Genomic DNA, 26,761 nt, shown 5'->3' with positions numbered 1-26,761 from the left:
CCTAACCGATACGTCGGACCGCCCTAAAGGGAATTTTTTAACTAAAACTTAAATTATAATGAAGCTGCAATTCTTGGCAAAACAAACTTTTCAATAGCTGTTTCGTCCTCCTCTTCGTCATCTAAATCGGTGTGTGAAGTCGAAATAGCATCGCTGATTGAATAATAAACCAAGCTCCATTTTCCATCAAAATCTTCTACGAGTGCCGACATCGTTTCTACCCAATCGCCTGAATTTAAGTAGGTTATGCCATTTATTTCTCTGATAGCGGGCTGGTGAATATGTCCACAAATGATACCATCGCAACCTTTAGCTTTGGCCAAATCGGCGAGTTTTTCTTCAAAATCATTCACATAACTAACCGCCATTTTTACTTTTTGCTTCACTACCTGCGAAAGAGAATAATAAGGCAAACCACGCCATTCACGATAAGCATTATAGTTTTTATTGAGCCAAAGCAAAAAAGTATAGCCTAAATCGCCCAAATGAGCGAGCCATTTCATGTTTGTCGTAATGCTGTCAAATACATCGCCGTGCGTAATGTAGAATCTTTTATCGCCCGAGTTGAGGATATAATCTCGACGAATCTGAAACTGTTTGCCCACTACTAAAGGCAGAATTTGGTCAAGAAAATCATCGTGATTTCCTCGTAAGTACACCACTTTAGTATCGTGTTTGTCCATCATTTTAAGCACAACTCTGAAAAACGAAGTGTGTTTTTTCTTCCAGTTACCATATTTTTTCAACGCCCAGCCATCAATTATATCACCGTTTAAGATGAGTTTTTGGCAGCGGTATTGTTTCAGAAACTCGGTTACTTCTTTAGCCTTAGAGCCGCTCGTACCAAGATGTATGTCGGAAAGCACTATTGTGCGAAAATGCTTGTGTTTTTTCATACTAACAAAATACCGCATTCTATGTAAACTGCCTATTATCAAGACGTTATGAAAATGTAAAGTTGTGTGGGGGGGGCGAAGTTGCACTTCGGTCAAAGCGTGGAGATAGCGAAAAATTAAACTTCTAACTTTATCTGAGTATATTTGAGCAGGAAAAAGCAAAAACTTCCTTATTTTGACCGATAAACGTACCTTTAAAATGCAAATTTTCAATACAATCTCAGAAACTCAACAATACCTTAAAGCCCAACAAAGAGCAGGTAAAACCATTGGTTTTGTGCCTACGATGGGGGCTTTGCACGCAGGCCACATTTCATTGATTGAGCGAGCAAAAGCCGAAAATGATTTGGCGGTTTGTAGCATTTTCGTGAATCCAACACAGTTTAACAATCCCGAAGATTTGAAAAAATACCCTCGTACACTTGAGCGTGACTGTGAAATGCTACTTCCCGAGGGTTGTGATGTGGTTTTTGCTCCATCAGCCGAAGAAATGTATCCAAGTTTACCTCAATTAAAAATGGATTTCGGAACTCTGGAGACAGCCATGGAAGGCAAATTTCGACCTGGGCATTTTAATGGTGTTGGAATTGTCGTGAGTAAACTCTTCAATATCGTAAAACCCCAAAAAGCTTATTTTGGACTTAAAGACTTACAACAAGTGGCGGTCATCAGACGAATGGTGCAGGATTTAAGTTTTGATTTAGAAATAATTCCGTGTCCGACTTTGCGAGAAACCGATGGTTTGGCGATGTCTTCACGCAATACACGCCTTTCTCCCGAAGCCCGTGCTTTAGCTCCACAGATTTATAAAGCTCTCAATTTAGCTAAAGAAAAACTACAAAGTGGTGCGAGTGTAATCGAAATGCAAACGGCTATTAATGAGCATTTTGCAAAGTATCCAGCGTTTGAAGTCGAGTATTTCGAGGCTGCTGATTTTGATACTTTGCTACCAATCGAAGCAAAAATTGCTGATGGAAAGACCGCTCTTTGCGTTGCGGCATTCTTAGGGGGCGTCCGTTTAATAGATAATATTGTTTTTTAAGCATAGTTTGCTTATTATCTCTTAATTTCAACCCATGAATCGAATAAAAGAGATAATGAATCAGCCTTACATGGCCTATACCTCTGGCCGACACAATGTGCCTTTGGTTGTGTGGTCGGGTGTATTTGTGTTCATATTTTTGGCGGTTTTTAAGCCTTTCGAAATTCAAAATCTTACAACGAAGCAATGGCTTTACTTTGCTTTTTTGGCTGGTTATGGCTTCATTACCTCGTTTTCGGTTTTGATTATGATTGAGGGAGTCGGCCGACTACTTCCAAACGTTTTCTCTGAAAAAAATTGGAAAATAAAGCACGAAGTAGCCTTTGTTGTAAGTCTGATTTCGCTCATTACGGTTTTTAATTATTTTTATACGGTGTTGATTTCAGACTTACCTTTTTCGTCTGAAACCTTCATTTTTATACTTTTTGCTACGGTTTCGGTGAGTTTTTTTCCTGCGGTGTCCTTCGTGATGTTTCGTTACGTGCGAAATATGCGGCAATATTCTCGACCTTCAACGGTTTTGAGTTTTGAGCGAAAAGAAGAAATCAGAAGAGAATTTATTGAGTTATTTGCCGAAAATCAGCGAGATAGTGTAACACTTTCACCCGAAAACTTGCTCTTTATTGAGTCTGACGATAATTACTCAACAGTATTTTTTACCCAACAAAATCGAATTCAGAAGAAACTTCTACGCAATACCCTCACTCGGCTCGAAGCCCAAGTTGAGTCGATCCCTACTTTGCGTAGATGTCATCGGTCTTATTTGGTCAATCTCAAAAAAGTGAGCCGAGTTTCGGGCAATGCCCAAGGCTATCGCTTACATTTGCACGATACCGACGAAATCGTGCCAGTTTCTCGTACCTATTCTAAAAATATTATTGCCGAATTGTAGAAAAAGCGTAAATTTCTAATAAAATTCATCGAAAACTATGTTTCATAAGATTTACAAACCGCATCCTGCTTTAAGCGAATTTGTGAATAATATCATGGTTTTTCGCTTTGAATTAGACCGAAATTTGCCTCGTCCTGAGTTTTCGTTTCCGCCACTTCCCGAGCAATGCCTTTATTTCTATCCGTTTGAAGCTCCCGAAAGCGAATATCTGACAACCAACAAAAAGGTAAAACTCAATCGCAGTATTTTGGTGGGGCCGCAGGTGAACAGAATCAAGCTGAAAATGCACCATTCAAATTTCACGGTGAAGGTGGGTTTTCAACCCTGTGGCTTGTATCGTTTGTTGGGGATTTCGATGAATGAGTTTCCAGTTGATGAATCGCTGGATAGTTCATATATTTTGGACAAAGAAATTCAGTTTATCAACGAACAATTGGCCGAAACGCAATCGCCTGATAGATTAAAAGAAATTGTAGAGACTTTTCTGCTAAAAAAACTCCATAAACTGCGTAGCAGACTGCCGATAGACAGTGTTTTGCCGATGATTATCAAAGAAGGTGGGCTTGTAAATGTCGATAAAATTGCCTCGCAAGCCTGTGTGAGTAATCGCCAACTGGAGCGGCAGTTTTTGCAGCGGGTTGGAGTTTCTCCTAAGTTTTTTGTTCGCCAAACTCGCTTCGCTAAGGCTTGGGTAATGAAAGAAAACACACCAAATATCAAATGGACTACCATTGCCCACGAATGTGGTTACTTCGACCAAATGCACTTAATTCGAGATTTTAAGGCCTTTTGTGGAGTTTCTCCTTCAATTATAGAAAACGAATTTCATACAACTCCTTTTTCGCTCCATAACCAGTTGTACTACTAAATGTCGTGTTTGTACTATTCCAACGACTATCCATCCGTTAATTTTGTAATCAAGAATTAACTATAAATGATTGATTATGAGAAAATTAGTATCTTTTTGTCTTCTGTTTTTATTATCAAACGCACTTTTTGCCCAAGCTAAAACGCCCGATGAAGTGGCGGTTGATAAGCAAGTCAATGCGTTGATTGCGAGTTGGAATAACCATAATTACGATGATATTGCCAACTACGCCACCGAAGATTGCGACTGGGTAAATGTAGTTGGTATGTGGTGGAAAAACCGCCGTGAGATACAGTATGCACATCAGATTTTTCACGAAGGAATGTTTAAAAACGTGACGCTTACCAAGAAAAGTGTACATTTTAGGGCTGTTACGAAGGATGTAATGGTAGTACATCTGTTGCAGCGAGTGGGAGCTTATACTTCGCCATCGGGCACTTTTTACCCAGAAGCCGATAATTTAAAACTGCTGGTTTTTGTAAAAAAAGCTGAAAAATGGCTCTTAACAGCCGTTGAAAATGTAGTAGTGGTAGAACAAGCCCAACGGAGTAATCCTGTCAATAAAATGCCGAAGCAAGAGTAAAGAATGTCGATTTTTTACCACTAAAATATGCCGCTGATAGTGAAACTTTGTATCGAAATAGTTATCGAACCTAATAAATCAAACAAAACGATGCAACGCAGAAACTTCATTCAGGCTACTTTAGCCGCCTTTCCAGTAATTGCTAATCCAGCAAAATTGACAAACGGAAATCGCTCCGCAAAAAGCTTTACGGTAGGAGCAGGTAAAGACCGATTTAATCAACCTATCAAGTACCGAGGTGTGAATCCCAACGATGTAAAAATTTCGAGCAAAGATACCGACGGACAGCTATCTGTGTTTGAGTACGTTGGATTTCAGAAAATTGGACCTCAATTACACGTTCATTTCGACCAAGACGAGATTTTTTATGTAGTAGAGGGCGAGTTTTTGTTTCAAGTAGGCGACGAACGCTCAACTTTAAAAGCGGGCGATACAATTTTTTTACCAAGAGCAGTGCCGCACACATGGTTGCAATTGACCGATAAAGGCAAATTGGTTTATTTTTTACAACCAGCAGGCAAAATGGAGGAGTTTTTCAAGAAAATGAATGAGTTGCAAGGCCCACCAACGCCCGAATTGATTCAGCAAATTCATCAAGCTCATGGAATGAAAGTTGTTGGTCCACCTATTTCTTTGTAAAAAAGAGTTAAATTTGGTTATCAATCAAAAATCATAGAGTTATGCCATTCTTTTATGATTTACAGCCCAGTTTCGCTCTTCGTCAGCACGTACGCATGTATCGGTTTATGCACTTATCATTTACCGATAGCACCTTGCCGCCTGCCAAAGCCTATCCGCCTCGGCCAGAAGTAACTTTGAGTTTTTATCCAAGAGACTCCGAAAAAGTAAGTTATGAAGATGGCCGAGTGCTACCTTCTGTGCGGTCGGCATTGATTGGGCAGCAAAATGTAGTGAGCCACAGGCACGTAGGCAAGGAGTTTTTGATGGTACAAGTTGTTTTTCAACCTGGCGGATTGTATCGTCTGACGGGCATTCCAACGATTGAATTGAATAATCAGTATTTTGATGCTGAGGCGGTTTTAGGTAATGAGGCAAAAGCTCTGAACGAACGCTTAACGAATATTGAAGATTATCCGAAGATGATTCCCGTTGTAGAAGAGTTTTTGATGGGTTTAGTAAGAAAATCTGCTTACGAAATTCGCCCGATTGATAAAGTTGGAATTGCCATGCTTCAGAATGTCAATCATTATTCGCTTGATTGGTTGGCAAAAGAAGCATGCTTGAGTGCCAAACAATTTGAACGAAATTTCAACGAACGCATCGGTATCAACCCAAAATATTTTGCTCGTATAATTCGATTCGATAAGGTTTTTAGAATGAAAAACGCCTTCCCGAATAAAGATTGGCTCAGCATCGCTCTCGATTGTGGTTACTACGATTATCAACATTTGGTGCGAGATTATAAAGAATTTACGGGAATGACCCCCGCCAGTTTTTATATGCAAGATACCCAATCACCCGAGCGTAAGTTCGGAATTGTCGAAGTCTGATTCTGTACCTTTGTTGTTTACCCCAAAGCTGTGTAGTCTGCCCCTTTTTGCTTTTTAAGCCTTGTTTTACTACTAATTTTACCCAAAATCCGATTATTAATAATTTAGTCGGTTTGGAAATCTTTTGCCTTTGGACTTTTGAAATGCCAATATTAAACCCACAAATCAAAAATTTTTATACCATGAAAAAAATAATTTTATTCTCTATAATTGTTGTGATGGGTTTTGGAGGATTTGCACAGAGTGTTGAGCTTCATCCCAATCAAGGTATTGCTGTTCCGCAATTTACTACTGCATTTATTGATGCCCTCACCAACCAGCCTAAAGGTACAGTGGTGTTTGATAAAGATTTGAATGTGATGAAATACTGGAATGGCACAGCTTGGATAAGCCTAACAACTGGTGGTGTTGGCTCGGGTGTGGGTTGGATAGAAAACGGAATAAATCTTGAAAATACCAATACTGGAAATGTAGGAATTGGTCTTACTTCTCCTACTGCCAAATTGGCTATTAATGGCACGGATACTGATGGTTCTTTATTCATTAGAGGTTCACAATACACTTCACATTTCAATCGTCCAGAGAATATTTTTCAAGAAAATACTTATATAAGAGGAGGCACACCATCATCAAATGTTATAATCGGCGATATTGGACAATACGTAGGGGTGGGTTTATCGAATCCTGATTATTTATTAGATGTAAGTGGCGAGGCTCAATTTAGAAGCGGTATCAGAGCCAAAGGTGCTACTACCAAGTTTTATGACAATGGTTTCAGTGGACCAACATTTTATGACGGAGGTCTTACGCTGATAAATAATGACGTGAATCTTAACCAGAGAATGAAGCTTGATGGGAGCAATATACAAACCTTTGCCCGAAACACTGGTCCTAATAATATTGATGCAGTTTCGGGTATGGTATTAAATCCTTTTGGTGGAAACGTGGGCATCGGTACAAACTTTACTCCGCAATACAAACTTCATCTTTATGCAACGGGTGAAGAATTGGTAAAAATTGATGGCACAAATAGTTTAGTTATTTTCCACGACCGTACCTCAAACGCCCAATACGGCTTTTTTAGAGCATGGACAAAGAATCCTTTTAATCCCGCAGGTTTATATGGTTTTGAAATCGGAACGCCACCAATTTTGGGTGGGGACCCTGCCAAACATCTGATGTTTTCTACAAACTATGCTCTTCGTATGGTTATTAGAGATAATGGAAATGTGGGCATAGGAACAACTGACCCTGGAACCTATAAATTGGCCGTGAATGGAAGCATCAAAGCACGAGAAATACGTGTGAGTAATCAAAATTGGGCCGACTACGTATTTGAATCTAAATACAAACTTAGACCATTAGGTGAAGTTGAAAAATATATATTAAAGCACAAACATCTGCCAGAAATACCTGCGGCGTCGATTATCGAAAAAGAGGGCATTGATATGAGTGTAATGCAATCTAAAATGATGGCGAAGATTGAAGAATTGACGCTCTATATTATTGAGCAGAACAAGCGAATCGAAAAGTTAGAAAAAGGAAACCCAATTGCACTAAAACGTAAATGAAAAAGATACTATTAGGCTTGCATTTGCTTTTAATAACGTTTGTAAGCCAAGCCCAACAACAACGAAAATTTTACGAGATAAAGGCAGATGCTGAACGTTTTTTTGAAAACCAAAAGAGAGAACGACTCAGAAATGCAAATAATTCAAATGATGAAGGCGAATCAGATGGCGATTATAATAGATATAAACGCTGGGAATGGTGGGCCGAACGCCATTTGGATACCAAAGGATATGTATTAAATAGTGTTGCTATGAGTAAACTCGCAGCCGAGAAAGTTAGCTCAGATATTCTGAATGCAAGAATAAAAGGTGCCGAATCGGTTGGTGGAAATTGGCAAAATTTGCCTAATGTACCTTATTCTACTGCCATTGGAGAACAAGCAGGTATGGGACGTGTGAATTGTGTTGTTGAGGTTCCAGGCACACTGAATGTACTTGTGGGTACATCAGGAGGAGGTGTGTGGTATGGACAATTCACTAATTTGGGTTACACTTGGATACCCCTCTCCGATGGTATTCCGCAAATGGGTATTGCCGATATTATAATTAATCCTAATAATATTAGTGAGATTTACATACTTACAGGTTCAAGCTACGGGGGTGGTGGTAGTGGTATCGGAACAATCAACGGTAGTACAAATGGAAGTGGAGGAGGGAACTCGATAGGAATTCTTAAATCGACTGATGGAGGTTTGAATTGGAGTGAAACAGGTATGAGATTTCCAGTAGATTCGAGCCGCATAGGGTATAAGCTGATTGCCGACCCTACAAACTTTAATCACATGGTTTTGGCGTCAAATAATGGTATTTTTATGACCCAAAATGCTTGGCAGACTGTTTCTGCGGCTCTTTATAGTAGTACATCTTCTACTCCTGCAAATATAAGGGGTGGGCTTTGGTTTGATGTGAAATTCAAACCTAACGATGGAAACACTATCTATGCTTCATCTACAAATGGTATTTGGCGAAGTAATGATGGAGGGATAACATTCATTCACCGATTCAATATACCTAATGGAACTAACAATGATGCCTGCCAAAGAGTAATGCTGGGAGTTACTCCTGCCAATAGTAATTTGGTTTATGCTCTTGCAGGAAATTCAAACCCTGCTTATGACCCACCAACTCCACCACCTAATTTTAATACAGGTTTTGTAGGACTCTATGCTTCTACTAATGGGGCTGATAGTTTTCAGCTTCGCTCAAATTCTCCAAATATTTTAGGAAACGAAGTCGATGGTTCATTGGGTTCGTATTATTCAACTGCCAGCTATGCTTTGTGTATTGCTGTTTCGCCAACAGATGCCAATCGAGTTTTTGTTGGTAGTCTAAATGTTTGGGAATCTACGAATGGTGGTTTCAACTGGGTAAACCGTTCTGATAATAAAGCGGATTTTGATGATTTCAACTATGTACATGCCGATATTCATTTTTTAAATTTTGGAAGCTACGGAAATATTTTGTGTGGGAATGATGGTGGCTTTTTTAATTATACGATGAATAACAATACATGGAGTTTTTTAAGTGCCAATCTCAATAATACCCAAATTTATAGAATCAGTATCGTTAATCAAGCCCAGCTAATATACAGTGGGCGAGTGGTTTATGCTGGCTCACAAGACAATGGACAACATCGCTGGACAAACTCTGGCTTTGTAAAAGTTGCTGGGGGCGATGGTATGGATAATGCCATTGCGGCGGCCAATGGTGGCGAAATAGTTGCAACACTCCAGAATGGAATTTTATTACATTCTGGAAATTTTGGAAATTCTTTTAGTGAACCCTCAACCGTACCTATTGAACATCGACAAGGGGCTTGGATAACTCCTTTGGTGCAGCATTGTAGTGTACCTGATTTAGTATATGTGGGTTACCGAAACTACTATTATTCGACCGATGGTGGAGACGATTTTGATGAAACAGTTGTTACGGGTTTTCCCAATCCAATTACAGCAATGGCACAGGGCAATTATTCTACCTTAAATCAGCCAAATACCAATGTCGTATATTGCGTAACCAATACATCAACCAGTAGTGGGGCTTCATGGCGACTTTTTCGTTTTGAGAATGATTTGGGAGTGTCAAAGCAAGATATTACTGGGCCTTTTAATAACAATATCATAACTTCGATAGCTACCGACCCAAATAATTCTCGATATGTTTTTGTAACAATTGGCGGATACGATGCCACCCGAAAAGTGTTTTTCAGCAGTGATAAAGGTGCAACTTGGACTAATATCACAAATAATCTTCCCAATGTGGCAGTAAATTGCATTGCCCTAAAAACGGGTGGAAGCTCGGGGATTTATATCGGAACTGATATTGGCGTTTTTCACAGATTTAGTTATGCTGGTGGACAGCAATGGACACTTTTTGGAAACAAACTTCCAAATGTTGCAGTAACAGACATTGAGCTTGATGTGCCGAACAACGAAATTTTTGCAGCAACGTATGGTCGTGGTATTTGGAAAAGTGATTTATACACACCTTGCCCTCAGACAGTTACACATAATGCCAATACAGTTGGCCAAGAGTATTATGAAGCCTCAGGTTCAATTATTTCTACGGCTACCACGCAAGGGGGTATCGGTACGAAAGTTACCTATAATACGGGCAACGAGATAGTGTTAAGCGATGGTTTTTTTGTGAAAGAAGGGAGTGCCATGTATGCTTATGTATCTGGCTGTGGTAATGCCCGTGCAGATGAGCAATTTTTGAGAAAATCAGCCGATACTGAAACTCAAATACAAGTAGTGGAAAAATTTGAAACGCCTACCAAAACTACTACTCCAGCCTTTCAACAAAGCATAAAAATAGATAGTCAGGATAAGAAGAATAAAGTAAAATTGGGAATTAAAACACAAAAGCAATGAAACTGAAGTATGTGTTTATTTTCTTACTTGGAGTATTGAAAATCGTGGCTCAATCCTCCACAATTTCAAGCAGCAATTTGCAGATTCCGAGCCTTTCAAGTTTGCAGATAAATGCTATCGTTTCTCCACAAAAAGGCATGATGGTTTTTGATAACGAACTCAAAACCTTACGCACCTTTGATGGTACAAAATGGGGAAGTGGAAATGCACAAGACTCCAATTTTGAAAGCCAAAATATGGCACTTTTCAGAGGAAATATCAATAATCATGATAATGTTTTTGATATGAAAACCGATGCCAACGGCAATGTGTATGTGCTAACAACTTATCGTGGAACGGTTACTTATGGTAGTCAAACATTTACTAATACCCATCCGCTTTTGTATTTTGTTGCCTTGGTCAAATTTAACGCTGATGGACAAATTCTTTGGGCAAATGATTTAGGAAATAATACAAGCTATGGCCCACTTTCGGTTGATAATTTTGGAAATGTGTATGTAGGCGGACATAAATTTTTAGCAAATGGAAACCGAGATATTGCCAATGATTCGCCTTTTTCTATGCCCACTTTTGCCCCAAATGGCAATTTTTACGGCTATAAAAGAATTGAAGGATATAGCCAAACCATCAATAATATTACATTCGGTTGTCCAAATGGTACGAACCCACCCAACAATAATGGAATATTTGCCTACGATTCCAACAAAAATCTACTTTGGGTAAAACATGCCTGTGCGGGCGATATTTATATTGATGGCACATTTGCTGATGCTGCCAATAATTGCTATTTCACAGGGTATTTTTATAATGGAAGTTTCGATTTCTCAAATGGTACAGCCCCCACGGCTGTTCTAACAACAGTTAATAGAAAGCATTTTGTGGGTAAAATTGCCGCTAATGGCACTTTTCAATGGATAAAATCTTTTCAGAACATTAGAGCTAATAGCATTGACGATGCCATCACCCATGTATCACTTCACCGAATTGATGCCGAGGGTAATCTGATACTTTTGGTCGGCTTCAACGCCAACGACCTTTATTATAATGAAAACATTATTGTAGGCACAAATACCTGCGTAAGTCCTCAGAATTATATTGCTTTCGGAAATGGAATTGAACTGAAAATCAATCCCTCCAATGGCTCTTTGGTTGCTTCACAGCAAGGTTTTGCTAATTCGGGGTATTATTCAGAGCAACAAACCATGCTCACCAATGATAATGTGTATAATATAAAGGCACTTCCTTGTCCGTTGATAAATGAAGTTTGTCCGCCAATTCTGCCACAAGCTATTATTCTCAAAAGAAATAAAGCCAATGAGGTTATCTGGACAACTAAAACAAAAGCAACCCTCAATGCAATAGCTGCTGGTACACAAAAATCGGTTTGGATTGCAGGAAGTTTTACCACAGGAAACCTCACTTTTGGTTCTACAACACTCACAACTTCTCAGCCAAGCTCTATGTTTTTACTGAGAATAAAAGAATAATCGCCATGAAAAAACTATTGATATATCTGACATTAAACATCATAATAAACTTCTTCATTGGTGGCTGGGGCGACCGACGCTTCGGGGCTTTTGGACAGACTACGTTTACGCCCAACGATATGCGTTTACCAAGCCTGACGAGTAACCAAGTTTTGGCAATCGGTTCTCCACAAAAAGGCATGATGGTTTTTGATACTGATGCAAAATGTATAAAATATTTTAACGGCACCGAATGGATTTGTACGAGTTCTACTAAAGGAATCACACCGAGTAATCAGTCTGTAAAACGTATGGGTAATAATTCAAATGATGATATTGGTATTTGCCTTGCTACTGATGCTGCTGGAAATATTTATGTCGCAGGTGATTTTTGGGCGACAGCCACCTACGGGAGCTATAATTTTACTTCTTATGACGCAATTTTGCAGCAATCTACTATGGGGGTTTTTATCTTGAAATTATCTCCCGATGGCTCAATACTTTGGGCAGTTTCTGAAGCAGGAGCAAACTTGATTGATTTAGAAGTAGATGCCTACGGAAATATCTATTTTGCTTATTTTCAGCAATATGCCACCGCACCCAATAATATTGTACACGTAAATCGTGTTCAACGCCGAAACGCCAACGGCACTTATGGTTGGCGAGTAGATTATACTGATTTTGTGCAAGTAAAAGAAATTGGTGTTACCAATGGCCTCATAATTTTCGTGACAGGCATTTATACGACTTCGATAGGTTTCAATACTGCTACCTTAAATCATATTGGGCAAGATGATATTTTTATCTTGAAATTATCCTCACTTGATGGGAGCGAAATTTGGGCAAAAAGAGCAGGTGGAATTGCCAACGACCGCCCCGAAAGTCTCGAAGTTGAGGGTGAAAATTTTTATCTAACGGGTAGTACCAACGGCTCGGCTAATTTTGGCAATAATGCCACGACAAACAATGTGACTGCCATACTCCAAAACGATACTTTTATTGTAAAATATGATACTGATGGAAATGTATTGTGGCAAAACCGAATCGGCGGAAACAGCGATGATATTGGTCGTGATGTAGCCGTTGATAATCAGGGAAATGTCTATTTGGTTGGTACTTACGGCGGTTCAGCTCTATCGGTCGATAGTTATTCTAATACCACCCAAGACCCCGACGGTTTGGCAAAAGGAGCGTTTATCGCCAAATTTTCATCGGCAGGAGTTTTGGCGTGGCTCAATCACGCTGGCCGAACCAATGAAGAGGGCGTCATTTTTCTGAATATATCGGCCAATAATTCTGGGAATTGTGTGGTAGCAGGAGCTTTCCAGAAATGCGTGAGTTTTGGCACAAACGACCTCACAGCGGTCGGCAAATTAGATGTTTTTGTAGCAAAATACGACTCAGAAGGCAAAATTGATTGGATAACAAAAGGAGGAGGAGCAAATAACGACCGATGTCTGAGTATTGTCTACACGCCCAGTGGAATCTATGCCACAGGACATTTCTTGCAGTCTGCTTCTTTCGGCGGTACATTATTGACCTCTACAAGCGGCTCGCAAAGAGGATTCTATCTCTACAAAATCAAAGAATAAAACCATGAAAAAATTCTTAACATTGTTTACCATAATCGCTTTCCTAAACTCCCTCATCGGGGGCTGGGGCGACCGACGCTTCGGGGCTTTCGCTCAGTCCATCACCATTACACCAGGGAGTGCAGGAAATATCCAAATCCCGTCAATGACCATTAACCAAATCAAAGCCATTGCATCGCCACAAGTAGGCATGACGGTTTTTGATAATACCATTAATTGTTTGAAAATCTACGATGGTTTTTCTTGGAAATGTACTAATCAAGTTCAAGGTAATAACTCCCCAATTCTTACGCCTCAAAAAATGGGAGGAAATGGTAATAATAATGAAAAAGGCTACGAAGTTTATACCGATGCCAGCAATAATATGTATCTCTCAGGTACATATTATCAGTCGGCAACCATTGGCGATACCACGCTTACAGCTACCAGCTTCGATACGTTTATTTCTAAATATAATGCAAATGGCCAACGCCTTTGGACTCGAAAGTTGGGTGTGAGTCAAAGTGCCGAAGGTATGGCAATTGCAGTCGATAATGCTGGAAATGTTTATTTTTCTGGAAATTTCATCGGCACATTTACCATAAACGTAAATACGCTAAACTCTTTTGGAGAGAGTAATTTTTTCTTGATAAAATATAACTCAAACGGAATTGCACAATGGGCGAGAAAAGGAGGAGCATCGGCCTATACATTTGATAACAAAGCTCTTGGTTTTGGATTAGCAACCGATGCTACTGGAAATATTTATGCCAGCGGGACATTTAGAGGGACTGCCGTTTTTGGAAGTCTTTCGCTAATATCTGCTTCATCAAACACGAATGTCTATGATGATATTTTCTTGATTAAATACAATTCATCGGGAATTGAGCAATGGGCCAGAAGAGCAGGAGGAAACAGCCACGATGCAGGTCGAGAAGTGGCAGTAAATGGTAGTTTTGTGTATGTAACGGGTATGTATGTAAGTCCAGCCGATTTTGGTGGAAATACCATTACTGGGAATAATCAAACTGATGGTTTTGTGGCAAAATATGATTTGAATGGTACTTATCAATCGGTTTTTCGTACACAATCGGTGGCTGGTTATACCAATATCGTGAATGATATAGCTTTTGATGGTGCTGGTAATCAGTACATTACGGGTACTTATGCCTACGGTGCAACTTTTGGTAATGGCATTACGCTTACGCCAAATATAAATGATTACGGCAATTTTTTTGTGGCAAAATTTAATAGTGCCGGCGTGGCACAATGGGCCAAACAAACAAACGGAAACGGTGAGGAAGAAGGCCGAAGCATTGCCGTTGATGCCAGTGGAAATGCCTATGTAGCAGCCAATTATACCCTCGCACCTTCATTAGATGGCTACATGATTGTGCCTACGCCTAATTATAACAGAGATATTTTTTACGCAAAATACAGCACGGGCGGAGAACTACAATGGTTTAAAAAATCGGGAGGAGAATACGATGAAAGTGTCAATGCCATTACCGTTGATGGATTTGGGAATCTTTACGCAACGGGTTTTTTCAGAGGAATTGCCTTTTTTGACGAGCAGTATTTACAAGCCAATAATTATTCTAATATCAATCCCTCGGGTGAAGATATTTTTTTGTTGAGGATTTTTGAGTGAGCAAAAAAATAAATTAAAACCATGAAAATCAACTACTTACATATATTCTTGGGCTTGTTGCTAACAATTAAAACCCAAGCACAATTTGCCAACGTGGCTCAAAATAATGTGCAAGTGCCGCAGCTAACGAGTAGTCAGTTGGCGGCTATTCCATCGCCACAAAGAGGTATGCTGGCCTATAATTTAAGCACCAATTGTCTAAGTTTTTATGATGGTAGCCAATGGAAATGCTCCGATATCGCCAAAAGTAGTTCGGTTACTAAAGCTACTATTTCACAACCGATTACGGGTGGTTTCCTGCATTTTGCCCACGGTTTGGCGGCCGATAATGATTTTACTTATATAGCAGGTTCATTTTCTGGCACAACCATCACTCTCTGCGACACCACGTTAACAGCTGCGGGTTCGTTGAATATGTATTTTGCCAAACTCAACTCAAAAGGTTGTTTGGTTTGGGCAAAAACTTTCGGTACGACAAGTTGGAATGAGGCTTACGATATTGTAACCGATGCCAGCGGAAATGTTTATGTAACTGGTCATTTTTCGGGAACTGTCAATTTTGGAAATGGAAACCTAACTTCGGCAGGAGGTTCTGATATTTTCGTGGCAAAGTTTAATTCAACAGGCGTTTTGCAGTGGGTACAAAAGGGCGGGAGCAACGACTCAAACTTTGAATATAGTTACGGAATCGCACTTGATGGGAGTCAAAATGTATATATTGTTGGCTCATTTAGAGGCACTGCCAGCTTTGGCGGTAACTCTCGCACCTCAGCAGGCGATGAAGATATTTTTGTGGCAAAATATGATAATACTGGCACTATTCAATGGGTAAATGCCTATGGTGGAGTTTACAAAGACTTCGCCCGAGATATTGCCATCAATTCAGCCAATGATGTTTTTGTGGTAGGCAATTTCAGTAGTTCGTTCAATTATGCTGGTACAGCCATTACACCCCCGTTTGTAGGCACTTCCGATGCGTTTATTGCCAAACACACCACCAGCGGAACTGTTTCGTGGGTAAAACGTGGTGGCGGAAACTACGCCGATACGGGGAATGCGGTGGCGGTTGATGGCTCTGGAAATGCCTACTTGGCTGGAGGTTTTGCCGATGTTGCTACTTTCGGTACGACAAATGCCACGGCCACAAACAGCTATTTAGATGCCTACATAGCAAAATTTAATTCGGCAGGAGCGAGCCAGTGGGTCGTAAAAGCAGGTGGTCAAGCGGACGATGAAGCAAGAGGAGTTTTGGTCGATGCCAGCGGCAATATTTATCAGACTGGCTATTATACTGGAACTGCTTTTTTCGGCACAAAACCGCTTAATCCTTTCGGCACAAAAGATTATTTTATTGCCAAATATGATAATACTGGTGCTTTTCAATGGGTAAAAAATGGTGGAAGCACAGCTGATGATATTGGCTCGAAGGTCGTGAAAAATAACACAAAACTCAATGTATTGGGTACGTTTTCAGGTACAGGTTTTTTTGATAAAAATGTAATTATTTCTGGAAGTGGAAACGCCAATACTTTTTTACAGAAAATTGAAGAATGAACTTTTAAATCGAATATTTTATGAAAGCATTACTGTTATTATTCATTATTTGTGGTTTTATGCCCGCTTTTTCGCAAAATATTGTGGGAACTTGGAAACGCACATCTTCGATTTTGGAGTATGTCGATGGCAAAACTGATGATTTGCAAAAGAATTTATCTGTTGCTTTTCCATGCAGTGCCGATATAAAATATGTTTTTGAGAGTGGTGGAAAACACTATATGATTTTACCGAAAGGCTGCGAGTCTTTTCCGAAAATTGAAGCCAGTTGGACGCAAACGGGCAATAAATTTTTTATTAGTCAGAAAGTAGGAAAAACAACTACGGATACGAACTATGAACTGAGCTTTTCTGGTAAAACCATGACAATGACACACACCTATACGCCCGCCGAAGGACTGAATAAAACCAAAAGATTAGTCATAAAATACGAACGAATATAGAAGAGATAGGCTCGCTTTGCGAAAACTTTAATTGCGTAAAGTTGTAAATATGCTTAAATTTAAGATATTTTACTTGACTACGCTATTTATATGAAATTAGGTTTATTCCTAACCGTTTTGGCTATGTTTGCTCTTGTGGGCGTCGTTAGTTATTATGTAAACTATAAAACAGATAGCAGAGAGTACCCATGGGCTTATAGTTCTGATGAAAACATACCCTTATTTGTAGGCAAATGGTCTGGAAAATTTATTGAACCTGATAAGATTGAGAAAAAAATAAGTTTAGAAATATACGAGCCATATACAAAACTTGAACGCATTTTTTATAGTATTGGCTTGCCTTACAAAAGACGTCAGGACATCGAACCTAATAAATTTGAAGGCTTGCTGAGCATTGAAAATAAGTTTCATAAAGAAGAACAATATAAAGTGCGAGGCTCTTTGAATAGAAAGAATCTTCAATTATTTGACTTTCATTTATTGGCCAATGTTAAAGAGGCTCCTCCATATCATTATTCGTTTCTTTTTACTGAGGGTTTCTGGGAAAAAAATGAAATAAGTTTTATCATAACAATCGTTTTTCGTAAAAGCACTACACCAAATAACCTAAAGAATCAGGAGCCTTTTTTGAGCAAAAAAGTAAGGGTTTCATTGAATCGGGTTTAACGAATAGAGTCTTAATTTTCATGGTAGTAACACTAAAAGAGTCAGACATTCGCCCGACTCTTTTGTTTTTTTGATACCGAAAATATTATTTTATCGTCGAGAAATCAGTCGGAGTCATATAAATCGACTCAACTTTTTCTACAATTTTGCCGTTTTTCTCCGACTCATCACGGACTTTTATCCATTTTTCATCTTTTCTGAAAGCATCAAAAGAAGCTTTTCCTGCTGCTTCGCTTTTGTGAGCTAAAATGTAAACCAATCTTGCCTGCGTACCTTCTTTCTCAATACTTTTCCAGTAAGCAATGTTTTCCATACCGTGTTTCTTGAAAAGTTTCGTAGTATGGTTTCTGAAACGAGCCAATACATTATCAATATTATTTGGTGTACCAGTATAGATTCTTAACTCAAATGTACGTTCTGGATTTTTTACTTTTCCTTTGATTTTTGGTGAAAAATCAGTCGCATTCATGAAAATTGACTCAACTTTGGCTACAATCTTGCCATCTCTTTGCGATTCTTCTGCTACTTTTTTCCACTCTGGGTCGGCACTGAAAGCCTTCCACGAAGCATCACGGGCTTCTTTGCTTGGGTAAGCCAATACATAGTACAAAGCGTTTTTATCATTTTGAATAGGCACCCAATAGCCGATATTTGTCATGCCATGTTTTTCAAAAATCTTGGTAGTATGGTCTCTGAAACGAGTTAATAGATTCGGAAGGCGGCCTGGTTCGCAATAATAAATACGCATTTCAAAATAACGATTATCTTGCTTTTGTGCAAATACCAAATTGCCGATACTCATAAGGGCCACCAATAGAAGTAATTTTTTCATTGTTTTAATTGAAGGGTTGAATTATACTTCACAAAGGTATTTCTTAGAACCATAGCTTTATTGATTTTATTAATTTTTTTTAGTTACTGACAAATTCATATTTCCTTTTTTTCTCCATCATGTAGAATTCTATAGAATTTATTATTTTCAATCAATAAGCCCTCCGATTGCTGATTAGGTAAACTTTTAGAGTAATCTTTTGGGTGTTTCACATCAATACCAACTATTTTTTGCTACATTACCCAAAACGGCTAAATAAATAGCTAATAATAAAGCTGTTAGCTTATTTGCGAGCGTGCTATTTTTTTTAAAAATTCCTCAGAAGACATAATTGAGCAACATTTTAAACAGATTATCTCTGTGAAACTCTGTGCGGGTAGCGAACCGCTTCTCCGTGGTAAAATCTAAGCGTTTCTCAGAATTTTTTCTATCTTTTTACCCTTCGCCAGTTCATCAACGATTTTATCAAGATACCGAACTTTTTGGGTCAATGGATTTTCAATTTCTTCTACTCGATAACCACAAATCAAACCCGTAATCAGATGTGCATTGGGGTTTAGATTTGCTTGCTGAAAAAATGTTTCAAAAGTAGATTTTGAATCAATTTGGGCTTGTATTTTTTTGTCATCAAAGCCCGTTAGCCATTCTATTACTTGGTGTAATTCTTCTTTGGTTCTGCCTTTTCTTTCTACTTTGGTAATGTAGTGCGGATACACCGAGGCAAAGGTCATTTCAGCGATACGTTCATCATGTGTTTTCATTATTTTGGTAATTGGGTAAATAGATTTTTCATAATTCTTTAACAAAACTATGCCTTGAAATTACACAAATTTTAGAAATGTTGTATAAGTACTCAAAAATGTGATGAAATGTGGAGTTTACTAAATGAAATTATCAGTTTTGTTCGACTATATTTGTTGTATAAAATAAATATGGCACATCCATGCTTTATAAAGAGCTGGATGTGCCACATTGGAGCTTCTGAGCTTAGTAACTCCACAAAATATTGCAGAATGAAATTTTATTAAATCTTTATATCATTCGTCTGTTAGATTTTTCTTTAAGAAGCCTAAGCAATAAAGGAATATGGTTTTCTCTCAGTAATTATTTTATAACTTCGTTGCTTTATAAACTTTTACTAAACCATCTCCTTCGCTACTAACCACTATCAAACTTTGTTGAATTGGGCTTTTTGAGGCCGAAATAAACAACACTCCTTCAGGAGCATCGCCAGTTTTAATCATTTTCACAAAAACTGGAGCAGTCGGGTTTGTAATATCATAAACAGCCACGGCATCAACTCTCTCAAGACCTACATAAGCTACGATTTTTGAACCTACTCGACCAATAGTAATCGCTTCTGGTTCTACTGATTTATCATCACTACGAGTATCGTCATAAACACCAAGCTCTTTTGCTTTGATATCCAATTCGTTTTTGCTATCGAAAACAAGTTGCCCCGAAGTTGCATTCCATACCGAAAATGACCTGGCTCCAAAACTGTAAAGTGCATCATAATCGCCATCACTATCTTTGTCTCCAAGCGTACTTGTTACGTTTAGCCTTCCCATTTGGGTATCACCTTTTAATATTGTTGCGTTAGGGAAAGCAGTTTCATCTAACTTGAGTGAACCAACACGTTTTACTTCTGCAAAGGCAGTATATTCACGGGCATCACCTTCATTGGCTGTCAATAAATACGGTGTTCCATTATAGTTTGTGTAAGCAATAGCATCTGGCATATAAACACCAAAAGTTTTCCAAGTATTGAAAACACCAACTGCATTATCTCTATCGCTGATGTCAATTGCATTGCCTGCTACCGAATAATCTTTAAAACCAAGTGGCGAAATTTTGGTAATTGTTCCTGTTGAAATATTGATTTCGGCGATAGCGTTATTTTCTTGGAGAGTTACCCAAGCAGTTTTGGAGTCATCTGAAACTGTAATATATTCTGGCTCAATATCTTTTACAAAATCTTTGTTTGGGCCAAAAACTCTGAAACCTTTACTTGTTAAATCAGCTAACTGACTCGTAAAAGTTGAAAAATTAACAGTTTTTACTGCGTAATTATTTGCAACATCAATAATCGAAACCGAACCTTCGGGGTCATTGGTATAAGTAGCATTTGGCTCACCTTCATTGGCCGAAAGTATGTATTTTCCATCAGGGCTATAAGTAACCATATCAGGCAAAGCCCCCACTGTAATTACTTTTTCTTCGGCATAGGTCGAAGCATTGAAAACTACAATTTTACCAGTAGCTTGTTTATCAAGCGATTCGATAGCCGCCGCCACTTTTCCATTATACGCCGAAACACTATTCACATAACCACCATAAGGTGCCATGCTAATTGAGTGAATGACTGAAATTTGGGCGGGATTAGCAAAATCAATAACGTCAATTTTGTTAGCTGTTGTTCCATTATTTACAGCAAATAAACGCTTTGTAAGAGGGTCAAAAGTCGTAATTTCGGCAGCCCCTACCCCACCTAAATTGAGTGATGCAATTTCTGTGTAAGAACTGATGTCTTCGTTTACCGTAAATTCTAAAGCTGGTACTTCTTCTTTATCACAACTCAATAAGGTAGCAGCAATGGTTGCTGCCAAAAGGATAATTTTCTTCATTTAATTTGGTTATTTTTCTGCAAAAGTAGAGGTGGTGTATTAGCGTAATATTAAGCCACAATAACCAAATTGTAAATCTATTTTTTATGAGAATGAAGATTGAATGAGAGTCAAGAAATGGTCTAATTCGGGCAACTTCATATTTTCAATTTTAGCGGCTTCGTCCCAGCGACGCATTTTTATAATAAGCTCAAAATAAGGGTTTTGTTCAAAGCTTTTGGCTTCTTTTTCAGTCATTCTTCCTCCTTGAAACATCAAGGTTTGCTTACTCGCTTCTGAAAGTGCTTCATAATAATCTTCGTCAATATAAGTCAAGTATCGCTTGGCATTGACGTGATTTTCGACTAAAATAGCTATTTTTTCGCTAAAACCTCGTTCACGTAGCCAGTCAGCTGCTACTGATTCGTGGTCTTTTCGACCGTAAACCTCCATTAATTCTTCTTCTGTTTGAGCAGTAAATAAATGCCCAATATCGTGTAAAAAGGCAGCAATCTGTACTTCTTCGTCGTAGCCTTGTCGTTTGGCAAGTATGGCTGCTTGAGCGGCGTGTTCGTACTGACTTACATTTTCTCCGTAATATTCATTATCTCCTTGATTTTCAAAGAGTTGGCGAATTTCTAAAATTGTATTTTGTATCATTTTCTTGAAAATTTAATCAAAGAAAAGCGGAGTTAAAACTAACCCCGCTTTTGAGAACTAAACCTATGATGCTGAATTTTTACTTTAATAACCAAAGCATATCGTTAATGTCATCTTTACCTGCAAATTGACTATCGATAGCTGCTTTATAATTAGTTGCGTTGGTTGTACGCTCCGAAAGAGGATATTGCCAACGGATAGCGATGCGGTTCGAGTTTCCGTTTCCTACACCTGTGTAGAATTTAGGAAAACCCGTACGACGCCAGTTAAAATATGCTTCCATTCCAGAATTCATGAAGAATGCCAAATATTTTTGAGTCAAGATCTGTTCTTGTCCTTTGACTGTTTTTCCTGCATATTTTACCGATGTTTGAGCATAGTATTTCTCGAAATCAAAATCAATCGCAAATGTGGCTAAATCTGCTGCTTCACGGCCACCAGTTCTTGAATAAGTCATGGTATTTGAACCATTTTTAACACCGTAAAAATCCATTGACGCTTGAATACCTTTTTTGTACCATGCTTCTGCATCGCCAGCTGCCCAACCCAAATGATAAGCTTCTGCAATATTGAAACACATTTCTGGATAGCCTACAATAAATGTAGTTTCAGCAACATAATTGCGGTAATAACGGTAACGATTTTGGAACGAATAGAGTCCTGGAGCAAAACCAGCACCGTTGTTACGGCCTGCTTTATCACTCATATCTGTCAAATCTTCAGCAGATGATGCACCCACATACGCACTGTAATCTGATGGTTTTTTACCTGCTTTCAACTCTGCACCTGCAGGCTCACAAGTAATCATCACACGTGGGTCATTCATCATAGAAAGTGGCTCTACATACGCCTTTGACATATTTTGACGAGTGGCATCAAAACCAAAATTATCTGGGTTTGATGGGTATTTATTGAAGTTATTGTAAGTGTATTGCAAACTTTCTGAGATGCTACTCAACAATGGAAACTTCGTTGGGTTGGCCAACATTTCTGAGAACTTTGCTTTAACGTTTAATTCCGCATCAACTTCTTTTTTGCTCAATGCTATCAACACTCTTAATTTGTAAGCATTTACGGCTTTTTGCCACTTACGTACATCACCACCAAAGTAAAAATCTCCACTTACTGAAACTTCACCTTTCGTAATTAATGCTGTCATATCGGTATTTGCTTCATCGAGCCATTTTAACACCTGTACGAAAATCGCTTTTTGAGTATCATATTTTGGAGAAATGTTTTCGATACCTTTCAAGGCCTCATTCATTGGCAAATCGCCCATGCGGATTGTCATTTCATAAAAGAAAAACGCACGGAAAAACTTACCTAAAGCACTGTAACCGTTTACATCGGCCAAACCTGCACGCTTGGCTTCCTCTTCCATTTTTATTACGTTTTTGAGCGTATTGTAGTGGTTTGAGCCTGATGTCCAAGTATATTCGTTGGTTGCGTAATAATTATAGTTTGAGCAATAAAACTGATTCCAACGCATTTCGGCACTAAACGGACGGCCGATGTTATTGAACATATCTGATTCAACACCTTGAAGCACCAACGAGGCTGGCACATTTACTGGACTATTAGGATTCTTTTCGAGTTCCTCGAAAGTATTTTCGCAACTGCCCAAAGTCAGGGCTGCTACTGCGAAAATTGATACGAATATTTTATTTATCTTCATTTTTTTGAAAGTCAATGTTTTTATTGATGTGATTCACATCTCTCTACCCCATTAATGAGGCAGGGAGATGTTTTACGGCATACAATTATTAGAATGTAAAATTCAAATTAACACCATATCTACGAGTTGAAGGGGTTTGTAAGCCAGAGCCACCATCGCCGATGTACTGGTTTAAGTCGATGTCTTTTTTCTCGGCAAAGTATAATAAGTTTCTACCCACTACTGAGATTGAAGCATTTCTGATTTTATTACCAAACCATTTTTCAGGTAATGTATAGCCCAATACTACTTCACGTAACATTCCGAATGAACGGCTCATTAGATTACCTTCATCAGTGTTATAATAACGACTTACGTAGTCTTGTACAAATTGCTTAGTTGCGTTTAGAGTATATTGTAGTTCGCCATAGTTTGTGATTTTTCCATCGGCATCGTATTTGATCGCAACACCATTTGAAATTTGAACACCTTCGCCAACGTAAGCTTTTACGCCGAGATAATCTTGGTAACGAGCTTCGGCAAATTGGCCAGTTGTTGTACCAATATGACGGCCTCCACGATACGTTTGACGCTGAATATAGTTAGAAATAACTCCACCGATACGACCATCAAATTGGAAACTCATATTGATGTTTTTGTAGCTAAATCTATTATTGATACCGAATACAAATTTAGGATTGATATAACCCAAAAACTGAGCTACAGGTGTTGTGATTGGACGACCAGAAGCATCGTTAATAATCTGTCCATCAGGTGTTTTAGCAAATGCACTACCATAAAACTTATCCAATCTATCGCCAACTTTAAAGAATGTGTTTAGGTTTTCAACGCCTGGGTAAATTTCGGTTAAAACTTCTTTAAAAGTTGAGTAGTTAGCTACTACATCCCAGTTAAAATTGGCAGTTTTAATCGGCGAGCCTGTGATGGCCAGTTCCCAGCCTGTTTTTTGTGTTTTGATACCATTCACTAAAGCAGAGCTATAACCAGTTGCTGTTGAAATTGGCAAAGAGAAAATTCTTGGGCCTTCGTTTGAGATAAAATATGTAAGGTCGAAGCCCAGACGATTTTTCAATACTTTGAAATCAAGACCTATTTCGGTTTGTGAAGTAGAACTTGGTTGTAAATTTGGATTATTTAAAGCACCCGTAAAATATCCCGCTGGCTGATTATTGTACGCAAACGGCGTTGAATAAACGGCTGAGTTTAAATAACTTGGACCATCATAAGGAGAAAAATATTGATCACCATAACCTATCGGATTTCCATTACCTGTCAAGGCTGGCGTTGTACCGATTGTCGAACGAGTTAAACCATCTTTTACATTCGCATACGACGCACGCACTTTCAAGAACGAAATAAGCTCAGGTACTCGCACGTAGTCAGAAATAACCGTAGCAAGAGCAACCGATGGATAAAAGAAAGTATTATTACCCGATGGTAGCGTCGAAAGTTTATCAACACGGCCAGTTGTTGAAAGGGTCAATAAGTTTTTATAAGAAAAGTCAGCCGAATAATACGCCGAATTTACACGCATTGCCGAAGCAAAATTGGCCGTACGAACAGGATTTGATGAATTATTGAAATTATACAAGCCTGGAACATTCAAGTAATCTGTCGAACCGTATTGTGAGTTATACTCGAAAGTACGAATGTTTCCACCAGCCCAAATTTTAGTGTTAAAACCAGCAAATAAATCTTTATCGAATTTTACCAAAACATCGGTATTATTCTCGAACAAATTACGACGGTCTTCACGATAATCGCCACGACGCTCATCACGGCCATACGAACCAGCCGAATAAGGCATTTTTTCGTTACGGAACAAGTTCCAAGTAGTAATTTGTGAACGAACTGTTGCTTCTAAATAATCTGTGAATTTATAAGTCAATCCAGCTTGACCGATAATGTCAGACTTTTGGTGTCCACGTAGCCACTCATAACTCATAAAATATGGATTATTATAGCGTTGATATTCAGCATAGATTTGTTGGATACCTTCTTTACCTGGCTGCCAATAATTACGCATATCATCCACATCCCAGTCAGCACCCGCCCAAAGAGTCATGTTATAGATAATTGAGTTTGGCCCGTAGTTTACGTCAGGAATATTTGGCGTATATTGACGGTTATATTGTAAGCTCGAATTGAAAGAAAGTTTGTTAGAAAACTTATAGTCAGAAGCCAAATTGAAGTTGGTTATATTCAATTTAGTATTCGGCACAATACCACGTTGTGATGTTTGCGAAGTAGAAAAACGTAAGTTGTACTTATCGCCCGACGACGAAACCGCAATATTATTTGTCGATAAAATACCTGTTTGCAAGAAACGCTCTAAATTGTCTTTGCCACGAGCAACCCACGGAGTAGAAGTTCTTTTTCCTGTAGCTGGATCAATAGGGCTATCATATTGAGGAATGAGTTGACCTTCAAATTTTGGTCCCCAACCGCCATCATAATCTCCATCATTCAAACCGCCACCTTTTCCATCGCCAAAAGCATAGCGTCCGTGGTCGCCTGGGCCATATTCGTCTTGTACTTTCGGAATTGCATAAAAACCTCTATCAAACATCGTTGAAGAGTTTACATCTACTGAGAAACCACGCTTATCTTTCGTTCCACGCTTAGTTGAAATCAAGATTGCCCCATTTTTTCCACGGAAACCATACAAAGCCGATGCAGATGCCCCTTTCAATACAGAATAAGACTCAATATCATCAGGGCTGATATTCCATGTATCAGAATTTATCGGAACACCATCAACTACATACAAAATCTCGCTATTTCCACGCAATGAAATATTTGGTTTGCGTAACATCTCTTGCTGAATACCCACTGTCAAACCAGCAACTTTACCAGCCAAGGCATTGATAGCATTTGGCTCACGTGCTTTGATTGTAGATGCTCCATCAACCGATTGAAGAGCGTAACCAATACGACGAGCATCTTTTTTGATACCGAGGGCAGTCACTACTACTTCGTTCAATGTTTTAGTATCTTCTTGTAAACTAACATTAATAACAGACTGATTAGCAACGGTTTGCTCAGCAGTCATGAAGCCAATCGCTGAAAAAACCAATACCGAACGAGCCGATACATTTGATAGTTTATAATTACCTTCAGCATCCGAATTGGTTCCTTGATTAGAACCTTTCACGAGTACACTTACCCCAGGAATTGGGTCTCCGTTTGGAGCAGAAATTTTACCACTTACACTTTGGTTTTGTGCATTGGCGTACATTACGGCCAACAACAAACAAAACAAAATTCTGATGAAACCAGTAAATCTGGTTTTGAGTAGAGATTTGTTCATAAAAAATGATTAGAATTATTTGGGTTTATCGTGTTGTTTTCAGCAAAAAGTAGATTTTGGAAGCTGAAAATTTGATGGTGCAAAGGTCAGT

General features: G+C 38.8%; 21 protein-coding genes. 14 read left to right on the top strand and 7 right to left on the bottom strand.

Features of this window, described 5'->3' with window-relative positions:
• Positions 1 to 53 precede the first annotated feature (53 nt).
• Complete coding sequence (locus ABR854_RS11060) at positions 54 to 896, bottom strand: UDP-2,3-diacylglucosamine diphosphatase (protein ID WP_350265460.1); 843 nt, start codon at positions 894 to 896, stop codon at positions 54 to 56.
• 199 nt (positions 897 to 1,095) lie between these two features.
• Between ABR854_RS11060 and panC the strand changes: the two genes are divergently transcribed.
• From panC to ABR854_RS10990, 14 genes are all read left to right on the top strand, one after another.
• On the top strand, positions 1,096 to 1,938 hold the full coding sequence (panC, locus tag ABR854_RS11055) for a pantoate--beta-alanine ligase (RefSeq protein WP_350265459.1): 843 nt from the start codon (positions 1,096 to 1,098) through the stop codon (positions 1,936 to 1,938).
• A 34-nt stretch (positions 1,939 to 1,972) separates the two neighbouring features.
• Entirely contained in the window at positions 1,973 to 2,830 is an 858-nt protein-coding gene (locus ABR854_RS11050; RefSeq protein ID WP_350265458.1) for a LytR/AlgR family response regulator transcription factor, read from the top strand.
• Positions 2,831 to 2,867: 37 nt separating this feature from the next.
• Positions 2,868 to 3,698, top strand: coding sequence for a helix-turn-helix domain-containing protein (locus tag ABR854_RS11045; RefSeq protein ID WP_350265457.1), 831 nt, complete (start codon positions 2,868 to 2,870; stop codon positions 3,696 to 3,698).
• A 76-nt stretch (positions 3,699 to 3,774) separates the two neighbouring features.
• A complete protein-coding gene (locus ABR854_RS11040; protein WP_350265456.1) occupies positions 3,775 to 4,281 on the top strand; it encodes an SgcJ/EcaC family oxidoreductase in 507 nt (168 codons plus the stop codon).
• Between the two features lie 90 nt (positions 4,282 to 4,371).
• On the top strand, positions 4,372 to 4,920 hold the full coding sequence (locus ABR854_RS11035; RefSeq protein ID WP_350265455.1) for a cupin domain-containing protein: 549 nt from the start codon (positions 4,372 to 4,374) through the stop codon (positions 4,918 to 4,920).
• A 41-nt stretch (positions 4,921 to 4,961) separates the two neighbouring features.
• Complete coding sequence (locus ABR854_RS11030) at positions 4,962 to 5,792, top strand: helix-turn-helix domain-containing protein (RefSeq protein ID WP_350265454.1); 831 nt, start codon at positions 4,962 to 4,964, stop codon at positions 5,790 to 5,792.
• Positions 5,793 to 5,974: 182 nt separating this feature from the next.
• Complete coding sequence (locus ABR854_RS11025) at positions 5,975 to 7,363, top strand: phage tail-like protein (protein WP_350265453.1); 1,389 nt, start codon at positions 5,975 to 5,977, stop codon at positions 7,361 to 7,363.
• The gene (locus ABR854_RS11020; RefSeq protein WP_350265452.1) at positions 7,360 to 10,236 is read left to right on the top strand and encodes a 3-coathanger stack domain-containing protein; all 2,877 of its coding nucleotides are present in this window, start codon (positions 7,360 to 7,362) and stop codon (positions 10,234 to 10,236) included. The genes ABR854_RS11025 and ABR854_RS11020 overlap by 4 nt, the downstream gene beginning before the upstream one ends.
• Complete coding sequence (locus tag ABR854_RS11015) at positions 10,233 to 11,723, top strand: NHL repeat-containing protein (RefSeq protein ID WP_350265451.1); 1,491 nt, start codon at positions 10,233 to 10,235, stop codon at positions 11,721 to 11,723. The genes ABR854_RS11020 and ABR854_RS11015 overlap by 4 nt, the downstream gene beginning before the upstream one ends.
• Positions 11,724 to 11,728: 5 nt before the next feature.
• Complete coding sequence (locus ABR854_RS11010) at positions 11,729 to 13,294, top strand: phage tail-like protein (RefSeq protein WP_350265450.1); 1,566 nt, start codon at positions 11,729 to 11,731, stop codon at positions 13,292 to 13,294.
• 4 nt (positions 13,295 to 13,298) lie between these two features.
• Positions 13,299 to 14,924, top strand: a complete 1,626-nt coding sequence (locus ABR854_RS11005) for an NHL repeat-containing protein (protein ID WP_350265449.1) — start codon at positions 13,299 to 13,301, stop codon at positions 14,922 to 14,924.
• A 21-nt stretch (positions 14,925 to 14,945) separates the two neighbouring features.
• Entirely contained in the window at positions 14,946 to 16,478 is a 1,533-nt protein-coding gene (locus tag ABR854_RS11000; protein ID WP_350265448.1) for a phage tail-like protein, read from the top strand.
• 20 nt (positions 16,479 to 16,498) lie between these two features.
• The gene (locus ABR854_RS10995; RefSeq protein ID WP_350265447.1) at positions 16,499 to 16,921 is read left to right on the top strand and encodes a lipocalin family protein; all 423 of its coding nucleotides are present in this window, start codon (positions 16,499 to 16,501) and stop codon (positions 16,919 to 16,921) included.
• A 90-nt stretch (positions 16,922 to 17,011) separates the two neighbouring features.
• On the top strand, positions 17,012 to 17,587 hold the full coding sequence (locus tag ABR854_RS10990) for a hypothetical protein (protein ID WP_350265446.1): 576 nt from the start codon (positions 17,012 to 17,014) through the stop codon (positions 17,585 to 17,587).
• Positions 17,588 to 17,672: 85 nt separating this feature from the next.
• Here the strand turns inward: ABR854_RS10990 and ABR854_RS10985 are convergent, their stop codons facing one another.
• The 6 genes from ABR854_RS10985 to ABR854_RS10960 form a co-directional block, all read right to left on the bottom strand.
• Positions 17,673 to 18,419, bottom strand: a complete 747-nt coding sequence (locus ABR854_RS10985) for an NIPSNAP family protein (protein WP_350265445.1) — start codon at positions 18,417 to 18,419, stop codon at positions 17,673 to 17,675.
• Between the two features lie 404 nt (positions 18,420 to 18,823).
• Positions 18,824 to 19,180: a DUF2200 domain-containing protein gene (locus ABR854_RS10980; RefSeq protein WP_350265444.1), complete on the bottom strand. Its 357-nt coding sequence runs from the start codon at positions 19,178 to 19,180 to the stop codon at positions 18,824 to 18,826.
• Between the two features lie 348 nt (positions 19,181 to 19,528).
• Positions 19,529 to 21,046 (bottom strand): choice-of-anchor I family protein, encoded by a 1,518-nt coding sequence (locus tag ABR854_RS10975; protein ID WP_350265443.1) that lies wholly within the window; start codon positions 21,044 to 21,046, stop codon positions 19,529 to 19,531.
• 84 nt (positions 21,047 to 21,130) lie between these two features.
• Positions 21,131 to 21,685, bottom strand: a complete 555-nt coding sequence (locus ABR854_RS10970; RefSeq protein ID WP_350265442.1) for a phosphonate degradation HD-domain oxygenase — start codon at positions 21,683 to 21,685, stop codon at positions 21,131 to 21,133.
• Positions 21,686 to 21,764: 79 nt separating this feature from the next.
• On the bottom strand, positions 21,765 to 23,360 hold the full coding sequence (locus ABR854_RS10965) for a SusD/RagB family nutrient-binding outer membrane lipoprotein (RefSeq protein ID WP_350265441.1): 1,596 nt from the start codon (positions 23,358 to 23,360) through the stop codon (positions 21,765 to 21,767).
• A gap of 88 nt (positions 23,361 to 23,448) precedes the next feature.
• Positions 23,449 to 26,670, bottom strand: a complete 3,222-nt coding sequence (locus ABR854_RS10960; protein ID WP_350265440.1) for a SusC/RagA family TonB-linked outer membrane protein — start codon at positions 26,668 to 26,670, stop codon at positions 23,449 to 23,451.
• Positions 26,671 to 26,761: the final 91 nt, after the last annotated feature.

The organism is Emticicia sp. W12TSBA100-4 (genome assembly GCF_040253585.1).
In the GTDB taxonomy this organism is placed as follows: Bacteria; Bacteroidota; Bacteroidia; order Cytophagales; family Spirosomataceae; genus Emticicia.
The sequence above is the reverse complement of the archived record's forward strand: the minus strand, read 5'-3'. Positions and strand labels throughout refer to the sequence as shown.